This window comes from Sphingomonas qilianensis (assembly GCF_039614825.1).
GTDB classification, from domain to species: domain Bacteria; phylum Pseudomonadota; class Alphaproteobacteria; order Sphingomonadales; family Sphingomonadaceae; genus Sphingomonas; species Sphingomonas qilianensis.
This window is the reverse complement of sequence record NZ_JBDIMF010000008.1, coordinates 36739-58775: the sequence shown is the minus strand read 5'-3', so window position 1 is coordinate 58775 and position 22037 is coordinate 36739. Positions and strand designations below refer to the sequence as shown.

At 66.0% G+C, this 22037-nt stretch carries 19 protein-coding genes; 13 read left to right on the top strand and 6 right to left on the bottom strand.

From position 1 onward, the window contains the following. Positions 1 to 42: 42 nt before the first annotated feature. Together ABC969_RS15930 and bchF are read right to left on the bottom strand one after the other, a co-directional pair. Complete coding sequence (locus tag ABC969_RS15930; protein WP_345866145.1) at positions 43 to 1314, bottom strand: ferredoxin:protochlorophyllide reductase (ATP-dependent) subunit N; 1272 nt, start codon at positions 1312 to 1314, stop codon at positions 43 to 45. Next, positions 1311 to 1829 carry a 2-vinyl bacteriochlorophyllide hydratase gene (gene bchF / locus ABC969_RS15925; protein WP_345866144.1) on the bottom strand — a complete coding sequence of 173 codons (519 nt, stop codon included), beginning with the start codon at positions 1827 to 1829 and terminating at the stop codon, positions 1311 to 1313. Before bchF ends, ABC969_RS15930 begins: the two co-directional genes overlap by 4 nt. 224 nt (positions 1830 to 2053) lie before the next feature. Between bchF and ABC969_RS15920 the strand changes: the two genes are divergently transcribed. The 7 genes from ABC969_RS15920 (at position 2054) to ABC969_RS15890 (ending at position 8820) form a co-directional block, all read left to right on the top strand. Continuing rightward, positions 2054 to 2941, top strand: coding sequence for a cobalamin B12-binding domain-containing protein (locus ABC969_RS15920; RefSeq protein WP_345866143.1), 888 nt, complete (start codon positions 2054 to 2056; stop codon positions 2939 to 2941). A gap of 36 nt (positions 2942 to 2977) precedes the next feature. Then, on the top strand, positions 2978 to 4408 hold the full coding sequence (gene ppsR / locus ABC969_RS15915; RefSeq protein WP_345866142.1) for a transcriptional regulator PpsR: 1431 nt from the start codon (positions 2978 to 2980) through the stop codon (positions 4406 to 4408). A 224-nt stretch (positions 4409 to 4632) separates the two neighbouring features. Further along, complete coding sequence (chlG, locus tag ABC969_RS15910) at positions 4633 to 5541, top strand: chlorophyll synthase ChlG (protein WP_345866141.1); 909 nt, start codon at positions 4633 to 4635, stop codon at positions 5539 to 5541. Beyond that, complete coding sequence (locus ABC969_RS15905) at positions 5538 to 6908, top strand: BCD family MFS transporter (protein WP_345866140.1); 1371 nt, start codon at positions 5538 to 5540, stop codon at positions 6906 to 6908. Before chlG ends, ABC969_RS15905 begins: the two co-directional genes overlap by 4 nt. Then, positions 6905 to 8095, top strand: coding sequence for a geranylgeranyl diphosphate reductase (locus ABC969_RS15900; protein WP_345866139.1), 1191 nt, complete (start codon positions 6905 to 6907; stop codon positions 8093 to 8095). Before ABC969_RS15905 ends, ABC969_RS15900 begins: the two co-directional genes overlap by 4 nt. 3 nt (positions 8096 to 8098) lie before the next feature. Continuing rightward, a complete protein-coding gene (locus ABC969_RS15895) occupies positions 8099 to 8578 on the top strand; it encodes a TspO/MBR family protein (RefSeq protein WP_345866138.1) in 480 nt (159 codons plus the stop codon). Between the two features lie 26 nt (positions 8579 to 8604). Next, a complete protein-coding gene (locus ABC969_RS15890) occupies positions 8605 to 8820 on the top strand; it encodes a hypothetical protein (protein ID WP_345866137.1) in 216 nt (71 codons plus the stop codon). Between the two features lie 36 nt (positions 8821 to 8856). Here ABC969_RS15890 and ABC969_RS15885 read toward each other — a convergent pair whose 3' ends face one another. Together ABC969_RS15885 and ABC969_RS15880 are read right to left on the bottom strand one after the other, a co-directional pair. After that, complete coding sequence (locus ABC969_RS15885; RefSeq protein WP_345866136.1) at positions 8857 to 9408, bottom strand: c-type cytochrome; 552 nt, start codon at positions 9406 to 9408, stop codon at positions 8857 to 8859. Positions 9409 to 9517: 109 nt separating this feature from the next. Next, positions 9518 to 10690, bottom strand: coding sequence for an MFS transporter (locus ABC969_RS15880; RefSeq protein WP_345866238.1), 1173 nt, complete (start codon positions 10688 to 10690; stop codon positions 9518 to 9520). Positions 10691 to 10864: 174 nt separating this feature from the next. Between ABC969_RS15880 and ABC969_RS15875 the strand changes: the two genes are divergently transcribed. From ABC969_RS15875 to ABC969_RS15850, 6 genes are all read left to right on the top strand, one after another. Further along, the gene (locus ABC969_RS15875) at positions 10865 to 11542 is read left to right on the top strand and encodes a fumarylacetoacetate hydrolase family protein (protein WP_345866135.1); all 678 of its coding nucleotides are present in this window, start codon (positions 10865 to 10867) and stop codon (positions 11540 to 11542) included. Beyond that, entirely contained in the window at positions 11532 to 12290 is a 759-nt protein-coding gene (otsB, locus tag ABC969_RS15870; protein ID WP_345866134.1) for a trehalose-phosphatase, read from the top strand. The genes ABC969_RS15875 and otsB overlap by 11 nt, the downstream gene beginning before the upstream one ends. After that, positions 12287 to 14068 (top strand): glycoside hydrolase family 15 protein, encoded by a 1782-nt coding sequence (locus ABC969_RS15865; RefSeq protein WP_345866133.1) that lies wholly within the window; start codon positions 12287 to 12289, stop codon positions 14066 to 14068. Before otsB ends, ABC969_RS15865 begins: the two co-directional genes overlap by 4 nt. Further along, positions 14065 to 15462, top strand: a complete 1398-nt coding sequence (locus ABC969_RS15860; protein WP_345866237.1) for an alpha,alpha-trehalose-phosphate synthase (UDP-forming) — start codon at positions 14065 to 14067, stop codon at positions 15460 to 15462. Before ABC969_RS15865 ends, ABC969_RS15860 begins: the two co-directional genes overlap by 4 nt. 73 nt (positions 15463 to 15535) lie before the next feature. Continuing rightward, entirely contained in the window at positions 15536 to 16660 is a 1125-nt protein-coding gene (locus ABC969_RS15855) for a DUF47 family protein (RefSeq protein ID WP_345866236.1), read from the top strand. A gap of 13 nt (positions 16661 to 16673) precedes the next feature. After that, entirely contained in the window at positions 16674 to 17687 is a 1014-nt protein-coding gene (locus ABC969_RS15850; protein WP_345866132.1) for an inorganic phosphate transporter, read from the top strand. A gap of 71 nt (positions 17688 to 17758) precedes the next feature. Here ABC969_RS15850 and ABC969_RS15845 read toward each other — a convergent pair whose 3' ends face one another. Together ABC969_RS15845 and ABC969_RS15840 are read right to left on the bottom strand one after the other, a co-directional pair. Next, entirely contained in the window at positions 17759 to 21184 is a 3426-nt protein-coding gene (locus tag ABC969_RS15845) for an amidohydrolase family protein (RefSeq protein ID WP_345866131.1), read from the bottom strand. Positions 21185 to 21257: 73 nt separating this feature from the next. Beyond that, complete coding sequence (locus ABC969_RS15840) at positions 21258 to 22001, bottom strand: DUF72 domain-containing protein (RefSeq protein ID WP_345866130.1); 744 nt, start codon at positions 21999 to 22001, stop codon at positions 21258 to 21260. Positions 22002 to 22037 lie beyond the last annotated feature (36 nt).

Genomic DNA, 22037 nt, shown 5'->3' with positions numbered 1-22037 from the left:
GAGAGATCCCAGCCTTCGCTGGGATGACGGGAAGGGATCGGCTCATACTCGCAACACATCCCGCCGCCGCAGCGGCCGCGCGAAGAGTTCGGCCAGATCGCCGGCCTGGTCGAAGCCGTGGATCGGCGAGAAGACCAGTTCGATCGCCCATTTCGTGGTCAATCCCTCGGCCTCGAGCGGGTTGGCGAGGCCAAGCCCGCAGACGGTGAGATCGGGGCGCGCGGCGCGCACGCGGTCGAGCTGCTTGTCGACATCCTGGCCTTCGCTGAGCAGCGTTTCCGCCGGGAGTAGCGCCAGTTCGTGCGCGAGATGACGGCGGTGAAGATAGGGCGTGCCGACCTCGACCGGGCGCATGCCGAGCTCGGTGGCGAGGAACCGGGCCAGCGGGATTTCGAGCTGCGAATCGGGCAGGAAGGTGATGCTTTTGCCCTCCAGCCGGGCGTGGCTGTGCGCGATCGCGCGCTTGGCGCGTTCGCGGCCCGGCGCGATGGTGCGGCGGAAATGCATCTCGTCGACGCCGAAGGACTGGGCGGCGGCATGCAGCCAGTGCGTCGTGCCCTCCGCGCCAAACGGAAACAGCGCATCGAGCCGCGTCGCGCCGCGATCCTCCAGCGCGCGCGCGGTTTCGCCGAGAAACGGCTGCGCGAGCAGGAAGCGCGTGTGCGGGCCGACCGGCGGCATCGCGGCGGCGCGGCGCGCGGGCAATGTGTGCACCGGGCCGATGCCAAGCTCGGCGAACAGCCGCAGGAACTGATCCTCGACGACATCGGGGAGCGCGCCGACGATCATCAGGCTGGTGGCGCCGGTCGTATCGGCCGCGGCGTCGGCCACGAGCGCGGCGAGGCAGGCATCCTCGCCCTCGGTAAACGTCGTCTCGATGCCGCTGCCGGAATAATTGAGGATCCTGGTGGTGCCGGCATGCTTGACCGACAGGCGGGCAGCGGCGCGCGACAGATCGAGCTTGATCACTTCTGACGGGCACGAACCGACCAGGAACAGCAATTTGATCTCCGGCCGGCGCGCGAGCAGCCGATCGACCACGCGATCGAGCTCCTCGTTGCAATCGGCCATGCCGGCGAGATCACGCTCCTCGATGATCGCGGTGGCGAAGCGCGGCTCGGCGAACACCATCACGCCGGCGGCGGATTGCAGCAGATGCGCGCAGGTGCGCGAGCCGACGACGAGGAAGAAGGCGTCCTGCACTTTGCGGTGCAGCCAGATGATCCCGGTGAGCCCGCAGAACACCTCGCGCTGCCCGCGCTCGCGCAGCACCGGGGCATCGCACCCGAGCGCGGCGGGCCGCGGCGGGGTCACCCTGCCACCGCCAGGCCGGGCGCCGCCGCCTGCAGCCGCGCTGCGCGCAGCTTGAGCAGGAATTGCGTCGCGTTGATGGCGTAACTGGCATAGGCGGCCAGCGCGAGCAGCATGCGCCCGCGCTCGCTGCCGAGGTCGCAGGCCAGCGCGACGAGATAAAAGGTGTGCAGCGCCAGCACGAGCATGCTGAACACGTCTTCCCAATAGAAAGCGGGCGCGAACAGCCAGCGATCGAACACGACCTTTTCCCAGATCGAGCCGGTGATCATGATCGTGTAGAGCGCGACCGTCTTGATCACGATCGAGGCCGTGGCGGCGGCGGCACCCTCTGCGGTGACGAGATAGCGCAGCACCAGGGCGAGGCTGATCAGGAAGATCAGAAACTGGATCGGCGCGAGAATGCCCTGGATCAGCGTCCAGCGCGACGAGTCGCGACGACGGCGCTGTTCGGGCGTGTAGAGCGGCGCGGCGCCGCCCTTCTGTCTCTCTGCGATGGAGGAAAAATCCGCCCGCATACCGCGTCCCACCTGCTTATTTTCTGTAGCAAGACTGACTTGCTCATCGGAAAGTGTCAACAATAATTGACGTCTATTAAATATGACACTTGCTGCCCTGCAGCATGCGATCGCGGTTGTCAGGGCCGGCAATGAGGCATAAGTTGCGAGTCGCGGGAGACTCGAAACATAACGAGTTGCGGCCAGTAACGAGAGCGTGTCGTCCAGGCTGGGGAGAGCCGGTAATGGCAGCGATGACCCATTATGCACATGGTGGCCTGGGGCTTGGCGGGGGACGGCTTGCCCGTAACTTTGCGATTGATGCGCATCGACTTGGGGACATCGGTGACCCGGGCGATCGTGACTATGGACTATCCTTGTCTCGCCTGATCGAGCGCGAGATTATCCCGCGGCTGATGGCGGTGCATGCCGCGGAGCCGCGCCAGCCGCTGACCGAGGCACCAGCGATCGACGCGGACGAGATCGCCGCTTTCGCGCCCCTGGTGATGCAAATCGATGCCGATGCGCTGCTCGCGCATGTCGAAGCGATTTTAGATCGTGGCGTGGCCGTGGAAACGGTGATGGTCGATCTGCTCGCCCCGGCCGCGCGCCTGCTGGGCGAATATTGGGAAGACGATCGCTGCGATTTCGTCGATGTGACGATGGGGCTGTGGCGGCTGCAGGAAGTGGTGCATGAAATTGCCGCGCGCACGCCGACCGGCAGCGCCGGCCCGTATCGCGCCTTGTTCGTCTCAATGCCGGGCGACCAGCATAGTTTCGGTGCGGTCGTGATCGACGAAGTGTTTCGGCGGGGCGGCTGGCAAACCGAGCGCATCAGCGACGCGCACACCGCGGCGTTGCTCAAATGCGCGGTCGATCACCACTATGACCTGATCGGATTGACGATCAGTTGTGACTGCCATATCGCGCCCTTGCCGTCGATCATTGCTGCGCTGCGCAACGTTTCGTGCAATCCGCAAGTCTGCATCATGGTGGGGGGCAGGGTGTTCAGTGCGAACCCCAGGCTCGCGCGCGAGGTCGGCGCTGACGGCACCGCGCGCGATGCCAAGCTGGCACTGACACTCGCCGAGGATCTCGTTCGCAAGCGCGCATGGGAGACGGTAAGCGTGTAATGTAACTATTTTCCCATGGGAGCGCGACGCTCGTCAATGAACAAGCCTATCGCCTCTTCCGCCGCCACGGTGTTCACCAAGACTGACGTCTTGCCCGGCACGCTTTCCGCACGCGCCGCGGCCGCCTTGCTGGCCGCCGTCGGCGACGTCTCCTTCATCCTCTCCGCCGATGGCACTGTGCTCGACGTCGCGGTGTCGCAGGGCGATCTGGCCAATCATGGCTTTGCCGAATGGATCGGCGAGCCCTGGATCGAGACGATGACGATTGAGAGCCGCCCCAAGGTTGCCGAGATGCTGGCTGGGGCAAACGCGACGGAGGCGCCGCGCTGGCGGCAGGTCAATCACGCCGCGGCGGGCGGCGACGTACCGGTGCGTTATCTTGTGCTGGCGTTGGGCGAGGCCGATCGGCTGATCGCGATTGGCCGCGACATGCGCGGCGCGGCCGCCGTACAGCAGCGGCTGTTGCAGACGCAGCAATCTCTGGAGCGCGATTATATCCGCCTGCGCCAGGCCGAGACGCGCTATCGCCTGTTGTTCGATATGACCTCCGACGCGATGCTGATCGTGGATGCCGACACACGGCGCATTCGTGAGGCGAACCCGGCGGCGCACCGGCTGCTCGATTCGGTAGAAGGCGATCTGGTCGGCGCGGGCATCGGCACGATTGTCCAACAACAAGACCGTGACGATCTGGTGGCTTATCTGGGGGCAGCGGAAGCGGCGGACGATGTTGCGCCGATCACGGTACGGCTGGGCGCGCGCGGCGCGGAGGCCAAAATCACCACGCGCTTGTTCCGCCAGGCGCGTCAGCCGCTGCTGATTGTGCGGCTCGAGCCGGCAGAGGCTGTCGCGCCCGGGCATCGTTATGATGCAACGCTGACCGACGTGATCGAGCGGATGCCCGATTCGTTCGTTCTGGTCGATCGCGATCTGGTCGTGCTGACGGCCAATGCCGCGTTCGTCGAGCTGACCGAAATGCCCTCGATCGAGCGCGTGACGGGCGCACGGCTGGGGCTGTGGCTGGGACGGCCAGGGATCGATCTCGAATTGATCGTCGCGCAATTGCGCGAGCATGGATCGGTCCGCAACGTAGCGACGATCTTGCGCGGCACGGCGGGCGCGCAGGCCGAGATCGAAGTGTCAGGCGTGGTTGCGCCGATGAACGGCGGCGATTGCTACGGCTTCACCCTCCGCCATGTCGGGCGGCGGCTGCGGCCGACTCCGCTGGTGCTCAATGATGCGCCGCGCTCGGTCGAACAATTGACCGAATTGGTTGGTCGAATGTCGCTGAAGGAAATCGTTCGCGAATCGACCGATCTGATCGAGCGGCTGTGCATCGAGGCGGCGCTGACTTACACCTCCGACAACCGTGCGTCGGCGGCGGAAGTTCTCGGGGTAAGCCGTCAGAGCCTGTATTCCAAGCTGCATCGCCATGGGTTGGGCAATCTGGTTTCCGGGGACAATTGAGGGCTCTCGTTCGCCTGAGCAATCTTGCTTGGCTGTCTTCCGCGGCACTGGCTGGGGTCTAGCCGCGAAAGGGCAGTACCAAGCAGCGCACCGCCTTACCGGCCATTCCACTGATGCGTTCAGCAAAGCTGACGGGAAAGGCGCGCCCGGCACGGGCTGGCATAAGCATGCGCTAACCGTCAATTTTATTTGACGGTTTCCTTTGTCCATCCTAGCTTTATCAGATGGATCGGTTAACCGCCCCCGGCCTTGCCACCCCGCTACCCGCGGCGCGCGACGTGCTGGAATTGCTCAAGCCGGTGACTTGGTTTCCGCCCATCTGGGCATTCATGTGCGGCGTCGTGTCATCGGGCGTGCCGCTGGCCGAGCGCTGGCCGTTTCTGATCGCGGGCGTATTGCTTACCGGGCCGTTGGTCTGCGGCACCAGCCAGGCAGTCAACGATTGGTTCGATCGGTATGTCGACGCGATCAACGAGCCGAATCGGCCGATCCCCTCGGGCCGCATTGCCGGGCAGTGGGGGCTGTGGATTGCGATCGCCGGCACGGCGCTGTCGCTGCTGGTCGCGTGGGCGACCGGGCCATTGGTGTTCGGCGCGACCTGCCTGGGGCTGATCTGCGCCTGGGGCTATAGCGCGCCGCCATTCCGCTTCAAGGTGAGCGGCATTTGGGGGCCGGCGGTGGTCGCGCTGACCTATGAGGGGCTGACCTGGTTTACTGGTGCAACGGTGATGGCGGGAGCATGGCCGGCGGGATCGGTGCTGATCGTGCTGGCACTCTACAGCCTCGGTGCGCACGGCATCATGACGCTCAACGATTTCAAGGCGGTGGAAGGCGATCGCGCGATGGGCTTGCGCTCGCTGCCGGTGGTGCTGGGGGTCGGGCCGGCGGCGCGGGTGGCGTGCGCGGTGATGACGCTGCCGCAGATCGTGGTGATCGTCTTGCTGGCAGGGTGGGGACATGTGCTGGTCGCTGCTGTCGTCGCGGCGTTGCTGCTCGGGCAGCTTGCGTTGATGCCGCGCCTGCTGCGCGATCCGCTGCGCCACACGCCGTGGTATAACGCAACCGGCACCAGCCTGTATGTACTCGGCATGCTGGCGTCCGCCTTCGGGCTTGGCGGCGTGGGCGGCTTATGAGCGGGGCACCGCTCGGCTGGCTCGGCATCGCCCGGCTGGGGCTGGTGCAGAGCGCGATCGGCGCGATCGTGATGCTGGCGACGTCGTTGCTCAACCGGGTGATGGTGGTGGAATATGCGCTGCCCGCGGCGTTGCCCGCAGGGCTGGTGGCGTGGCATTACGCCGTGCAACTGACGCGACCGGCCTGGGGGCATGGCTCTGATCGTGGGCGGCGGCGGACGCCGTGGATCATTATCGGCATGGGCACGCTGGCCCTCGGCGCTTTGCTCGCGGTGGATGCGGTGGCGCTGCTGGCGGCGCGCTCGGCGGCGGGCGTGCTGCTGGCGGTGTTGGCCTTCGCGCTGATCGGCGCAGGCGTCGGCGCGGCGGGAACGTCGCTGCTGGCCTTGCTGGCAACGCGCGTGGCGCCGGCGCGGCGCGCCGCGGCGGCGGCGCTGACCTGGATCATGATGGTCGGCGGGATCGCGGTTACCGCCAGCGTGGCGGGGACGCTAATCGAGCCGTTTTCGTTGCAGCGGCTGGCGGTGGTGGCGGGCGGCGTCGCCGGCGCGGCGTTTTTGGTTGCGGTGCTGGCGGTGTGGGGCGTCGAAGATGCAGCGGTGGCCCTGCCCACGGCGGAAGCGCCGGTGGTGTCGTTCGGCGACGCGCTCGGCGAAATGCTGGCCGATCCGGTGGCGCGACGCTTCACGCTGTTCGTGTTCCTGTCGATGCTCGCTTATTCGATGCAGGATCTGATTCTCGAGCCGTTCGCCGGTTTGCTGTTCGGCTACACGCCCGGGCAATCAACGCAGCTTTCGGGGCTGCAGCATGGCGGCGTGCTGCTGGGCATGATCCTGGCGGGCGTCGGCGGGAGCGCATTTGGCGGGGGGCGAGCGGGGCGGCTGCTGCCGTGGATCATTGCCGGGTGCATCGGCTCGGCATGTGCGCTGGCCGGATTGGCGCTTGCTGCGCGGGTGGGATCGGGCTGGCCGCTGGCGGCCAATATTGCGCTCCTGGGGTTCGCCAACGGGGTTTTCGCGGTAGCGGCGATCGGCACGATGATGGGGCTGGCGGGAGCCGGGCACGGCGGCCGCGAAGGCATTCGCATGGGCGTGTGGGGCGCGGCACAGGCAATTGCGTTCGGCCTTGGCGGGCTGATCGGGGCGGTCGGCGTGGATGCCGGGCGCGCGGCGCTTGGCTCGACCCCGCTGACGTTTACCGTGGTTTTCCTAGTCGAGGCGCTGCTGTTCCTGCTCGCCGCGCTGCTCGCGGTGCGCGCACCTGCACGCGAGGCCCCAGCGCGCGAGGCCCCGGCGCGCGAGGCCCCGTCGCGCGAGGCCCTGTCGCGCGAGGATCAGGCGACAGTGGCGCGGGGGGCGACAACATGATCACCTATGACTGTGTCGTGGTCGGCGGTGGGCCGGCCGGTGCGACGGCGGCGACGGAACTGGCGCGGGCGGGACGATCGGTGCTGTTGCTCGATCGCGGCGGGCGCATCAAGCCGTGCGGCGGCGCGATCCCGCCCCGGCTGATGCGCGATTTTGCCATACCCGAGACGCTGCTCGTCGGGCGCGCGGTTGCCGCGCGGATGATCGCGCCATCCGATCGTGCGGTCGACATGCCGGTCGATCCCAGCGGGGCGGGGGGCTATGTCGGGATGGTCGATCGCGAGACGTTCGACGAATGGCTGCGCGACCGGGCAGCGTCGGCGGGGGCCGAGCGGCGGACCGGGACGTTCGAGCGCATCGTGCGTGACGAGGATGGCTGTGCCTTGGTCTGCTATGCCGAAACGCGCGATGGGCCGGAACAGCGCGTGCGCGCCAAGGCGGTGATCGGCGCGGACGGCGCGCGCTCGCGCGTGGCGCTGGTGGCGCTGAAAGATGTCGAGCCGGCGCGGTGCGTATATGCCTATCATGAAATCATCCGATCGCCTGCGGCGAGCGATCCGTACTTCGATCGCAACCGCTGCGACGTTTTTTACCAAGCTGCCTATTCGCCCGATTTTTACGCCTGGATCTTCCCGCACGGCGATACGGCAAGCATCGGCGTGGGCAGCGCGAACAAGGGCTTTGGGCTGCGCGACGCGACCACGCGGCTGCGCGCGCACGTCGGGCTCGATGCGTGCGAAACGCTGCGCCGCGAAGGCGCGCCAATCCCGCTGCGGCCGCTGGCCCGATGGGATAATGGCCGCGACGTGCTCGTCACCGGGGATGCGGCGGGGGTAGTCGCGCCAGCCTCGGGCGAGGGTATCTATTATGCCATGGTCTCGGCGCAGCACGCGGCCGACGCCGTCGCGGCATTCCTGGCGACGGGCAATCCGCGCGCGCTGCGCCAGGCGCGGCGGACTTTCATGCGCGCCCACGGCCTGGTGTTCCGTATCCTCGGCATCATGCAATATTTCTGGTATCAGAACGACCGACGGCGCGAGCGCTTCGTGGCGATGTGCGCGGACCGCGATGTGCAACAGCTGACCTGGCATGCGTATATGAACAAGCGGCTGATCTATGCCCGCCCGCTGGCCTATGCGCGCATCTTCGCCAAGGATCTGCGGCATTTGCTGCAGACTGCGGGTTGAGCGATGGGCCGGTGGATCTTCCCTGTATTCATCGCCGCGATGCTTGCCGGGAGCGTCGCGCTGCTCGGCGCGACGATCACCGATACCGGCGCCTGGTATCAGGCGCTGCGCAAGCCCGATTGGGCGCCGCCCGATGCCGCTTATGGCGTGGCCTGGACCGTGATCTATGCCTGCACCGCGCTGGCCGGGGTGACCGGGTGGCTGGCGCTGTCATCGTGGCGCGAGCGCGAATGGCTGATCGGCCTGTTCGCGCTCAACGGCTTTCTCAACATCCTGTGGAGCCTGTTGTTCTTCCGGCTGCACCGGCCGGATTGGGCGGCCTATGAGGTGATTGCGCTGTGGTTGTCAGTCGCAGTGCTCACGGTGGTGGCGGCGCGGCGTTCGTGGACCTCGGCGACGTTGCTGCTGCCTTATCTGCTGTGGGTCGCGTTTGCCGGCTATCTCAACTGGACGATCGTGCAGCTCAACGGGCCGTTCAGCTGAGCGGGTTGTTCGCCAGCGGCCATGCCGTGGACATCGTGCTGCTGGTGATCGGCATCGAACTGGTATGGCTGATCGTCAAAGGCTGGAGCATGGCTGACGCGGTGCTGCGGCTGGCGCCGGGCGCGCTGCTGCTGCTGGCGCTCCGCGCGGCGCTGACCGGGCTCGATTGGCGCTGGATCGCGCTGGCGCTGCTGGCGTCGTTTCCGCTGCACCTGGCCGATGTGGTGCGCGCGCGCCGATGACGGCCGGCGGCGCGCACCGCCGGCCCGGTCGATCGATCAGGAGGTGGATTGCAGATAGGCGATCGTGTCGGCGCGCTTCTGCGGATCGGCCCAGCCGGGGAAGACCATCTTGGTGCCGGGCACGACCCGCTGGGGCTTTTCGAGATACTGGAACAGCTTTTCGGGCGTCCAGGTGATGCCGCTATTCTTGTTGGCGGCGGTATAGGCGAACCCGGCGACCGTGCCGGCCTGGCGCCCGACCACGGCATGGAGCGACGGCCCGATCTTGTTCACCCCGGGCTCGACCGCGTGGCACGTCTGGCAGGTGATGAAGGCGATTTTCCCCTTGGCGGCGTCGCCGGTATAGGCAGCGTATTGCACGCCCGAGAGCGTATCGGTGTTGTCAGGCGCGGGCGCGGCTGCGGCCGTTGCGGCAGGGGCGGCCGCGGGAGGCGCTTCGGCGGGCGTTGTAGTCACCTCGCTTTGCGTGGTGGTGGTCTCGGCCGTGGTGGTTTCCTCGGCCTTTTTTGAACAGGCGGCGAGCGCCAGCACGGATACCGCCGCGCACAGCGCTACATGGCCAAAACGAGTCGTCGATCGTGATTGCATGTTCGAACTCCTCTCACCTTACCGTCGATACCGGCACCATCCGCTTGTTGCGGCTGTGTGTCCAATAATCTTTACGCGGCTGACTATCCAGCGAAAGTTGCGATGACGATCAGGTCTGTCGGCGCTCCCCCACGAGCACGGATGCCGCCCAGATGGCAAAGCCGCCCAGCGCCAGCGCAGCACCGACCCAGCCGGTCGAGGTCCATCCATAGCCTGCGGCGATGGCCATGCCGCCGAGCCAGGGCCCGAGCGCGTTGGCGGTGTTGAAGGCGGAATGGTTGAGCGCGGCGGCAAGCGTCTGCGCATCGCCCGCCACATCCATCAGCCGCGTCTGCAGCACCGTGCCGAGGGCGCCACCAAGACCAATGGCGAACACACAGACAGTGACCGCCCAGAAATTGTGCGCAGCGACGGTATACAGCGCGAGCACCGCCGCCGACCACAGCAGCAACAGGCCCGCGGTTGGCATCAGCGCTTTGTCGGCAAAGCGCGGGATGAGTAGGTTGCCGACCGTCATGCCGATGCCGAACACGGCCAGCACCAGCGGGACCATTACCGCTGACACGCCGGTGACTTCCATCAGCGTGGAGCTGAGATAGGTGTAAACCGAGAAGAGTCCGCCAAAGCCGATCGCGCCGATGCCGAGGGTCAACCACACCTGGCCCTTCTTGAGTGCGCCAAGCTCACGCAGCGGGCTGGCATCGACGGGTGCTTCGTCACGCGGCACGATGAGGACGGCCAGAGCGGCGGAGATGACGGCAAGGACGGCGACCACGCCGAAGCCCCAGCGCCAGCCCAGTGCCTGGCCAAGCCAATTCGCCGCCGGCACACCGATGATCGTTGCCACGGTGAGCCCGAGCATGACCCGCCCGACCGCTACCGTGCGCCGCTCCGCCGGCACGAGCGAGGCGGCAACCAGCGCGGCGACGCCGAAATAGGCGCCGTGCGGCAAACCGCTCAAGAAGCGGAAGATCAGCATCGAATTGTAGGACGGTGCCAGCGCGGAGAGGCCGTTGGCCAGCGCGAAGACCAGCATCAGCGCGATCAGCAGCGTGCGCTTGGCGACCTTGGCGGACAAGACCGCGATCAACGGCGCGCCGACCACCACGCCCAGCGCATAGGCGCTGATCACATGGCCCGCCACCGGCTCGGTGATCTGCAAATCCTTGGCGAAATAGGGCAGGAGGCTCATCGTGGCGAATTCGGTGGTGCCAATGGCGAAGCCGCCAACTGCGAGCGCGAAATGCACCAGCCCGACGGACGGCGCGGCCTGGCGGCGCATGTCCGCTGTAACGATAAGGGTCACGAAATGCTCCTGGATCCGTGGCCGGGGATCGGCGACGGGCCATCGTGCAGCCTCTCCGGGAAGGTGCGGGGTTGATCCGCGTGGCCAGGGCCATACAAGCCTCAAGCGAACCGGCCATTTCGTTATGTTTTCTGGCCCGAAGCGGAGAAGATGATGCGTCTGCCCGAAATTTCCACCCCCAGCATCGCTATTGCCGACAGCGACGCGCGCTTTCCCGTCCGACGGATTTATTGCGTGGGGCAGAATTACGCTGATCATGCGCGCGAGATGGGCGGCGATCCAGGGCGCGAAGAGCCGTTCTTCTTCTCCAAGCCGGCCGATGCAGTGGTGGCCAGCGGGCGCACACTGGCGTTCCCGCGCGGCACCGCCAATCTGCATTATGAGGCGGAACTGGTCATCGCCCTGGGCGCGGGCGGCAGCGACATTGCGGTGGGCGATGCCGCCGCGTTGATCTTCGGCCATGCCGTGGGCATCGATCTCACGCGTCGCGACCTGCAGACGGCGGCGAAGCAGAAGGGTCAGCCGTGGGACATGGCCAAGGGCTTCGACCAGTCGGCACCAATCGGCCCGCTGGCGCCGGGCGCGCCACCGACGAGCGGCGCGATCGCACTGACGCTGAATGGCGCGCCGCGGCAGGAAAGCGATCTGGCGAACATGATCTGGCGGGTGGACGAGATCATCGCCAAATTGTCTACCCTCGTCACCTTGGCTGCGGGTGACCTGATCTTCACCGGCACGCCGGCGGGCGTCGGCCCGATCGTGCGCGGCGATACGGTGCGCGCGACGGTGGCGGGCGTCGCGCCGGTGGAGGTGACCTTTGCCGCATAAGGCGGTGCCGCCGCGCGACCTGCTGCAAGATGCCGCGTTGCTGCTCGATTTCGATGGCACGCTGGTCGAGCTGGCCGCGCGGCCCGAACTGGTGGTGGTGGATGAGCGGCTGTCGGCGTTGCTCGGGCGGCTGGCCGAGACGCTGGGGGGGCGTGTGGCGATCCTGAGTGGACGATCGGTGGAGAGCATCCTCGGCCTGTTCGGCCCGCTGCCGCTGACCATCGCCGGCAGCCATGGCCTTGAGGTGCGCTGGCATGACGGAACGACATCGCTTCCGGAACGACCCGCGGCCCTCGATCGTATTCGTTCCATCATGACAGACTTTATGCACACCACGCCCGGCCTGCTGGTCGAGGAGAAGCCATTCGGCGCCGCGCTCCATTATCGTGGCGCGCCCGAGATGCAGACGCAAGCGACAGCGCTGGCGCAAGCGCTGGCCAACGAGACCGGGCTGCATCTGCAGACCGGCAAGATGATGGTCGAGCTTAGGCTCGGCGGTGCGGACAAGGGCACTGCGCTCAACCAGTTGATGGAGCGCGCGCCGATGGCGGGGTTTCGCCCAGTGTTTCTTGGCGATGACGATACGGACGAGCCGGCGATGGCGGCGGCGGCAGCGCGCGGCGGGGCGGGCATCCTGATCGGCGCTGCGCGACCGAGCAGCGCGGCCTATCGGCTGCCCGACGTGGCGGCGACGCTGGATTGGCTCGAGACCGCCTGCGCGCAGGCCGCAACAGGACACAGCGCATGAGTTCGGTGGATCTGTGGCCGATCGGCAATTGCCAGGTGAGCGCGCTTGTTGATCGCGCGGGCCGTTTCGTGTGGGGCTGCGTGCCGCGGATCGATGGCGATCCTGTGTTCTCCGCCTTGCTCGGCGGCGAGACGCCCGAGCGCGGTTATTGGGCGATAGAGATCGAGGACAGCGTCAGCGTCGAGCAGCATTATTTGCGCAACACGCCGATCCTGATCAGCCGGCATACCGACGCCAGCGGCAACGCGATCGAAGTGATCGATTTCTGCCCGCGCTTCGAGCGGAGTGGGCGCAGCTATCGCCCGGTTGCCTATGCCCGGATCGTCCGCCCGGTGAAGGGCAGCCCGCGCATTCGCGTGACACTGCGGCCGACCTGCGGGTGGGGCGGCAAATGCAGCGAGCAATCCGCAGGTTCCAACCATCTGCGCTTCCTGATGCCCGGCATGGCGCTGAGGCTCAGCACCACCGCGCCGATCGGGGTGATCGAGGCCGAACGCGTGTTCCGGCTAGAGCGACCGCTGCATTTCTTTCTGGGGCCGGACGAGAGCTTTGCCGGCGATCTGGCGGCGACCGTGGATACGATGCTCGCCGATACCACGCGGCACTGGCAGGAATGGGTGCGCGGCCTGGCCATCCCTCTCGAGTGGCAAGAGGTAGTGATCCGGTCGGCGATCACGCTCAAATTGTGCCAGCACGAAGAAACCGGCGCGATCGTTGCGGCGATGACTACGTCGATCCCCGAACATGCCGATTCCGGGCGCAACTGGGATTATCGCTACTGCTGGATCCGCGACGCTTATTATACCGTGCAGGCGCTCAACCGGCTGGGCGCGCTCGACGTGCTCGAGGGCTATCTTGGTTATCTGCGCAACATCGTCGACGATGCCGCGGGTGGGCATATCCAGCCGCTGTATGGCGTCCTTGGTGAAGCGCGGCTGGAGGAATGGGAAGCGCCCGATCTGCCGGGTTATCGCGGCATGGGGCCGGTGCGCGTGGGGAATCAGGCTTATGAGCAGATCCAGCACGATGCTTACGGCCAGATCGTGTTGTGCGCCGTGCATGCCTTTTTCGATACGCGGTTGTTCCGGATGGGCGCGATCGAGGATTTCGAGGCGCTGGAACGCGTGGGTGAGCGCGCCTGGGCAAATTACGATGCGCCCGACGCCGGCCTGTGGGAGCTGCGCACACGGCAAAGCGTGCACACCTATTCTTCGGCAATGTGCTGGGCGGCATGCGACCGGCTGGCCAATGCCGCACAGGCGCTCGGGCTGACCAAGCGCTGCGCCTTCTGGCAGGAGCGCGCCGACACGATCCGCGCGCGGATCGAAAGCGCTGCGTGGCGGCCCGAGACGCGGCGCATGTCGGCGACGTTCGCGGGCGACGATCTGGATGCCAGCGTTCTGCAATTGCTCGATCTGCGCTTCCTGGAGCCGGACGATCCGCGCTTCCTGGATACGCTGAAAGCGGTCGAGGAGGGGCTGCGGCGGGGCTCATTCATGCTGCGCTATGCGATCGAGGACGATTTCGGGCTGCCCGAGACAGCGTTCAACGTGTGCACTTTCTGGCTGATCGAGGCATTGCATTTCACCGGGCGAACGGATGATGCGCGCGCGCTGTTTGAGGAGATGCTCGCCCGGCGCACCGCAGCCGGGCTGCTGTCAGAGGACATCGATCCGGCGAGCGGGGAACTGTGGGGCAATTATCCGCAAACCTATTCGCTGGTCGGCATGATCAATTGCGCGGCGTTGCTGAGCAAACCGTGGAGTTCGATCCGATGAACCGGCTGGTGATCATCTCGAACCGCGTGTCGGCGCCCAAGGGCTCGGAATCAGGCGCGCAAGGCGGGCTGGCGGTGGCGTTGTCCTCGGCGCTCCGGCAGTATAGCGGCGTGTGGTTCGGCTGGTCGGGCGAGCGCACCGACACATTTACCGGCGATATCCATTTCCAGCGCGATCACGGCGTGACCACCGCCACGATGGACCTGGAAGACCAGGATATCGACGAATATTATAATGGTTACGCCAACCGCACCTTGTGGCCGTTATTCCACTACCGTGTCGATCTGGCGGAGTATGAGCGCGAGTTTGCCGGCGGTTATCAGCGCGTCAACGAGCGGTTTGCGCAGACCGTGACGCCGCTGATCGAGCCGGGCGATGTCGTGTGGATTCAGGACTACCATCTGTTCCCGCTGGGTGACGAACTGCGCCGCCGGGGCTGCGAGAACCGCATTGGCTTTTTCCTGCACATTCCGTGGCCGCCGCGACGGCTGCTGTCGATCCTGCCCGAGGCGCAGGAATTGGTGCGGCGCTTGTTCGCTTATGACGTGATCGGCTTCCACACCGAGGAATGGCTCGAATCCTTCCTCGATTTCGTCAGGCTGGAGATGGGCGCGACCATTACGGGCGATGTCGTCACGCTGGGGACGCGCAGCGTGCGCGTGCTGGCCTGCCCGATCGGCATCGATACGCCTGAATTCGTTGATCTGGCGCGCGGCGTGACCGCGCGGCTGGCCTATCGCCGGATGCGTGACAGCGCGGACGGACGCGACATGATCGTGGGGGTGGATCGGCTCGATTATTCCAAGGGGCTGGAGGAACGCTTCCTCGGCTATGAGCGCTTCCTGGTCGAGCATCCCGAGGAGCGCAAGGAAGTGTTCCTGCTGCAGATCGCGCCGCCATCGCGCGGCGCCGTGGGCAGTTATCAGCGCATCCGCAACACGCTGGAGAGTTTGTCCGGACGGATCAACGGCGCTTATGCCGATGTCGATTGGGTGCCGATCCGCTATGTCAACCAGGGCTATGGCCGCGATACGCTGGCCGGCATCTACCGCGCCGCGAAGATCGGGCTGGTCACGCCGCTGCGCGATGGCATGAACCTGGTGGCCAAGGAATATGTCGCGGCGCAGGATCCCGAGGACCCGGGCGTGCTGATCCTGTCGCGCTTTGCCGGCGCGGCGGCGCAATTGACCGAGGCGATCCTGGTCAATCCCTATAGCGCGGAAGAAGTGAGCGATGCGATCCGCATGGCGCTGCGTATGGACAAGCCTGAACGCATCCGCCGCTGGCGTGCGTGCATGGCCTCGATCGAGCAGCAGGACATCAATTGGTGGCGCCAGCAATTCCTCGATGCGCTGATGCTACCGCTGTCGGTGGCGGCCCCGGCGGCGGACTGAACGCACACGGCGAAGGCTATGCAGCCGCGGCGGTTTGCGGCAAGGGCCGCACTCGTTTTCATCGGATCCCATCATTCGCCAGATCGCTGCTCTTCCCTATCGCACCGAAGGCGTCGCGCCGACGACCACCGTGCAGGTCATGCTGGTGACCTCGCGCGGCACCGGGCGGTGGGTGATTCCCAAGGGGAATATCGAGACGGGCATGGAACCGCATGCCGCCGCGGCGCTGGAAGCAGAAGAGGAAGCGGGAATTTGCGGCGCGATCTGCCCGACGCGGCTGGGCAGCTACCGCTATCGCAAACGGCGCAGCAACGGCGCGTCGCTGATGGTCGATGTCGACGTCTTCCCGCTGGCGGTGACGCGCGAACTGGCGAGCTGGAAGGAACAGGAGCAGCGCGAGCGGCGCTGGTTTTCGCTGGCCGAAGCGGCCGACGCGGTGGACGAACTGGATCTGCGCGATCTGATCCGCTCGTTCGCTACTGCCGAATTCACTGCCGCCGCGCGGCGCACAACTAGGCTCGGCGTGGTCGCCGAGCGATCAAGGGTAGGGTCGATGTTCGCCTGGTTTCAGCGTTTGCTCCCCAAGACGGGGAATTTCTTCGAGATGTTCGAGGCGCATGCGCGCACCATCACTGCTGCGTCGGATGCCACCGCGCGGATGATGCAGGGCGGCGCATCGGCGCCCGATCATATCCGCGAGATCATCGAACGCGAGCATGACGCGGACGAGATTACCCGCACCGTACTGCAGACGGTGCGCAAGACATTCCTTACGCCGTTTGATCGCGCCGCGATCACCAGCCTGATCGCGGCGATGGACGATACGGTGGATGAAATGCAGGCCGCGGCGCAGGCCATCGACCTGTATGACGTAACCGACTTCGCACCCGAGATGAAGGATATGGCGGCGATCGTCGTCGATGCCGCGCGCGTCACCGCGGAAGCCATGCCGCTGCTGCGTGATGTGGCGCGCAACGGCGAGCGACTGCACGAGCTGACCGAACGGCTGGTGCGGATGGAAAGTCATGCCGACGAGATTCATGCCGCCGGGCTCAAGCGCTCGCTGCAGGAACATGGCGCCACCGACACGCTGCGCTTCGTGATCGATCGTGAAATCTACAAGCATCTCGAGCGCATCGTCGACGCGTTCGAGGATGTCGCCGACGAGATTGACGGCATCGTCATCGATCATTCCTAATCGCTGCTGAACCATGCACCAGCTTGCCTTTCCGCTGCTCGTCGGGCTGATCGCCGTCGCGCTGGCCTTCGATTATCTCAACGGGCTGCACGATGCGGCCAACTCCATCGCTACCGTGGTGGCCACGCGATTGCTGTCACCGGTCAAGGCGGTGCTGTTTGCCGCGGTGTTCAATTTCGCCGCATATTTCCTGACGATCGCCTTTCCCAGCTTGCACGCCGTGGCCGATACGATCGGCAAGGGGCTGATCGACAAGGATCTAATCACCCCGGCAGTGATCTTCGGCGCGCTCGGCGGGGCGATGTTCTGGAACGTGGTGACGTGGATCAAGGGCATCCCGTCGTCGAGCAGCCATGCCTTGGTCGGGGGGATGATCGGTGCGGGCGTGGCGCATGCGGGGATCGGCGGGATCCAATGGGCCGGGCTGAACAAGACGCTGATCGCCATCGTGCTGTCGCCGACGATCGGGATGTTTCTCGCCATGCTGGTCATGCTGCTGTCGAGCTGGGCGCTGCACCGCGTCAGCGCGCAGCACGCCGAACGCAGCTTCCGCGTGCTGCACCTCATATCGTCGGCAGCCTATTCGCTGAGCCACGGGCTGAACGACGCGCAGAAGACGATGGGGATCATCACCGTGCTGCTCTATTCGACCGGCTATCTGAGCGGGCCGTTCGCGGTGCCGCACTGGGTGGCGATCAGCTGTTATATCGCCATCGCCATGGGCACGATGACCGGCGGCTGGAAGATCATCGAGACGATGGGCTCGCGCATCACCAAATTGTCCCAGCATCAAGGCTTCAGCTCGTCGCTGGCGGGATCGATCGTATTGTTCACCGCCTCGGCCATGGGCATTCCCGTATCGACCACGCACACAATCACCGGCGCGATCATCGGCGCGGGCACGGCGCGGCGCGCTTCCGCGGTGCGCTGGGGCGTGGCGCGCGGCGTGGTGGTGGCGTGGCTGATCACTATCCCGGCATCGGCGGCGGTGGGCGCGCTGTTTTACGGGATGACGACGCTTTTCTGAGACTGCGGCTCAGGATGAGGCGTCACCCCGGGACGGGCCCGGGGTGACGACGGAACGCAGCAGGCCCGGCCTTAGTCGTGGCCGTGTGCGTCGTTGATGCTCGGCAGGTTGCCAGTGCCGTTGCCCGCACCTTCCCACCACAAGGGCTGACGCTGGCGCGTGCCGGTGCCGACTTCGTTAAGCGTCAGTGGATCATACAGCCGGCCGCCAAGCATGACGCGGTGGATCTTGTCGCTGTTGCGGATATCCGCCGTGGGATCGGCATCGAGCACGACCAGGTCGGCGAGCTTGCCGACCTGGAGCGAGCCGAGATCGGCGGCATAGCCAAGCGATGTGGCGGGCACGATGGTGGCGGCGCGCAGTGCCTCGATCGGGCTATAACCGCCGCGCACGAACGACCACATCTCCCAATGCGCGCCGAGCCCGGGCTGCTGGCCATGCGCACCGATTGAGACCTGAACGCCGCGCTCGGCGAGCTTTTTGGCCTCCCGCGCGGTATCGTCGTCGACGAACGCCTGCTCGGGCGCCATCGTGCGGCGACCATTCTGCGCCAGCAGCATCGCGGGCGGCTCGTAGCGCGACAGGATCGGGTGCTTCCACACCTCCATATGCTGGCGCCAATAGGGATCGCCGGCGAGACCACCATACGCCACGACCAAGGTCGGCGTATAATTGGTCTTCGTCTGCGACCACAGGCTGAGCACGTCGGCATAAAAGGTCTCGACCGGCATATTATGCTCGAGCGTGGCATTGCCATCCTGGATCAGGCTGATGTCAAGCGCGTAGACCGAGCCGCCCTCGGGCACGACCTCCATATTCTCGCGCTGCGCGGCGGCGACGACCATCTGGCGCTGATCGCGGCGCGGCTGGTTATAGTTTTTCACGCTATACGCGCCCTGCGCCTTGAGCCGGCGGACATCGGCCAGTGCATCCTCGATCGTGTCGATCTCGGCATAGACGTCAGGCGATTTGGCCCCATAGATCACTTCGCCGGTGGAGAAGGTGCGCGGCGCGATGATCTTGCCGGCGCGTTGCAGCTCGGCGGCGGCAAAGATTTCCGACGCGGTAGCCGACGGATCGTGGATCGTCGTAGTGCCCATGGCGAGATTGGCCATCGCCGACCAATTCTGCTGCGGGATCAGATCGTCTTCGGCTTGCGGGCCATGCGCGTGCGCATCGATCATGCCCGGAATGATCGTCTTGCCGGCCAGATCAATGATCGTCGCGCCGGCCGGGATGGCGACAGAGGCGCGCGGGCCGATCGCGGCAATGCGATCACCCTGGATCACCACCACGCCGTCCGCGATGATGCCGCCATCGGGCGCGGCCATCGTGACGAGCCGGGCGCCGGTCAGCGCGATGGTGCGCGTCGGGCGATCGGCGGTGACCTCCATGGCGAGCGACAGACCCGTGGCGGGGGGCACGAATTTGGCAGCATCCTTGTCGGCGTCGTCCTGCAGCGGCGCGGTCTTGAACAGGGCATCGGTCTGCACCGTGTAGAAATTGGGCCCGAGCGACCAGTTGAGTTGAGCGCCGTTCGCCGACCAGCCGATGAAGCTGGCGCCTTCGCCGCTGGCGCGCGTGATGGGCAGCGCGCCCTTCTTGATATCGACGGTGACATCCTGCGTGCCGGGCATCAGCGGCATCACAAAGGCTTCGTAATTCTGCCGGAACGCGACGTTGCGGCCATCGGGCGAGACCTGATAATCGTTGACCAGCTCGCCGCTGGCATGGACGCGTTTGGCCTGGCCCGAGAGATCTGTGCTGACCAGCTGGCGCTTGCCTTTCTCGCGCGCGATGAAGAACACGCGGTCGCCCTCCGCGCCGAATTGCGGGGAGATGCCGCCCTTGGCAATGCGCGTCGCCGCGCCGCCTCCGGTGGCAATGCGATAGATGCCCGGGTTATCGCTGCCGCGCGCCGCAGTAAGCGGGCCGCCCTCGTTGCTTTGGAATACGATACTGCGGCCATCGGGCGCGAAGCGCGGGACGCTATAATGGCCGGCGCTGGCCGTCACCGTGCGGGCCGTGCCGCCGCTGGCGGCAACGGTGCGGATCTGGCCGAGCCCGGCGTCGGTCCAGCCGACGAACACCACCGATCGGCCGTCGCGCGACCAGGACGGCCACAATTCGAAGCCCTCCTCGTCGCCGCGCACCAGGCGGCGCGGGGCGCCGCCGCTGACCGGCTTGACCCACAATTTGCCCAGTGTTTCGAACAGTACGCTGCGGCCATCAGGCGACAAGCTCGCCCAGCGCGGCATCTTGGTGGTAAACGTCGCGGGCGCGACCGCCACCTGCGGGTGCACCGCATCGATCACCACGCGCGTATCATTGATGGCGAACGGGATTTCGCGTGCGCCGCTGCCATTGCTGGCGGCGCGGCGGATCTTGCCGCCGGCCCAGAACACCAGGCTGCCACTGTCGGGCGTCCATGCCATGTTGGGATAGACGCCGGTTACCGCCCAGGTCTCTTGTACGTCCTGATCGAGCGCGTCGTAGATCTTGCGTTCGGTGCCGGCGGCCAGATCCTTGACGTACAGCTTCGAGCGACCAGCCTCGCGGCGCACGAACGCGATCTGCTTGCCATCGGGCGACGGCGTCGGGCGGACCGAACCGCCTGCACCGGACACCGCCGTGCTGACCTCGCCCGTAACCATGTCATAGCGTTCGATGTTGAACAGATCCGTGTAGGAATCCTGGGCGTATTCGAAGATCGGCCCCGGGGTTACGTTGCGCGTATAATAGACGCTCCTGCCATCAGGCGCATAAATCGGTTCGCCCAGTTCCTTCTGCAATTCCTCGCTGGCGCGCTTGACCAGTTGCACGCCGCCGCCGCCCGATACGTGATACAGCCAGACCTCGCCCGTGCCGAGCGACCGCCCGGTGGTGAAATGCTTCTTCGCGACGATGAAGCGGCCATCGGGGCTCCAGCTTGGCTGGTTGAGCAGGCGGAAATCCTCCTTGGTCAGCTGGCGCTTGTCGCTGCCATCGACATTCATGATCCAGATATTGTCCCCACCGCCGCGATCAGAGACGAAAGCGATGCGCGTGCCATCGGGCGAAAAGCGCGGCTGTTGTTCATAGGCCAGTCCCTCAGCGATGCGGCGCGGCGTGCCGCCGGTGATCGGCATGGTATAGATATCGCCAAGCAGATCGAACGCGATGGTGCGGCCGTCGCGCGCGACATCGATGTTCATCCATGTGCCTTCGTTGACCGCGATCGGCACCTGGCGCGTGACCATGCCGGGAGGCGCGTTGACATCCCATTTTGCAGGCTTCGGCTGTGCAACGGCGGCAGGCGCGGCGCGAACAGCCGGGGCAACCGGCGTGGGCGTGACGGGCGGCGTCACCGGATTGGGCACGGGCTGATCGGGATTGGTGACCTGGTTTTCCGGCGCTTGCGTCTGTTCGATCGGGGCGGCTGCGGGCGGCGCGTTTTGCGCCATACCGGGCATGGTTACCATCAGGCTGGCGATCACCGCCGTCACATTATTGCGCATCTGAACCCCTTGAGTGGCTATTAAAGCCTTTTCGACAATGCCTTGGTATGCGGCGGCGCGGGTTCGCGCAACGTCATCCGGGCATGAGCATCGTCTGGAGCGCCAGTGCATTGCCGGTGGCGGCGCCGGATGCGGTGTTGTCGAAGATACACCAAGCCGGCGTGTCGCCCGCCAACGTTATGGCAAGCGCTTCGAGGAATGCAGCTTCATAGGACGAGTAATAGATGCGCGGGGCGCCGTGGAGGCGGTGATAGCGGAGGCCGGGCCAGCCGCCGGGCTGCGCACCGCCGGGGGCAATGACCGGATCTGCCGCGACGCGCGCGACACGCTGCATGGCGAGCCAGACTTCGACGTCCGGCGCGAACCAGCTGGCGTGGCGGGGTTCGCAGGCGAGCTGAACCGTCGGCGGTATGCGGTGGCGAAGCGCCTCAAAGAAGCGCGCGACGACCCTTTCGTCATAGCCGAAGCTGGGCGGCAGTTGCAGCAGCAGCACCGCCAGTTTGCCCCCGAGGCCCGCGACCTCGGCGACGAAGGCATCGAGCAGCGGCTCGGTGTCGATCAGCCGCGCCGCGTGCGAGATTGTCTTGGGGATTTTGACGGAGAAGCGGAAATCAGCCGGGACGGTGGCGGCCCAGCGTTCGTAGGTCTGGCGGCGGTGCGGGCGGTGGAATGACGAGTTGATTTCCACTGCCGACAACACCGCGCTGTAACGTTGCAGATGCGAGCCCTCAGCCGGAAACGCCGCCGCATCCGTTTTGGGGATCGACCAGCCCGCCGTGCCGATACGAACAGGGGACGGCGCGGGGGACGGCTGCATGATACGCTCTCATCAACGGTATCATGCAACCGTAGC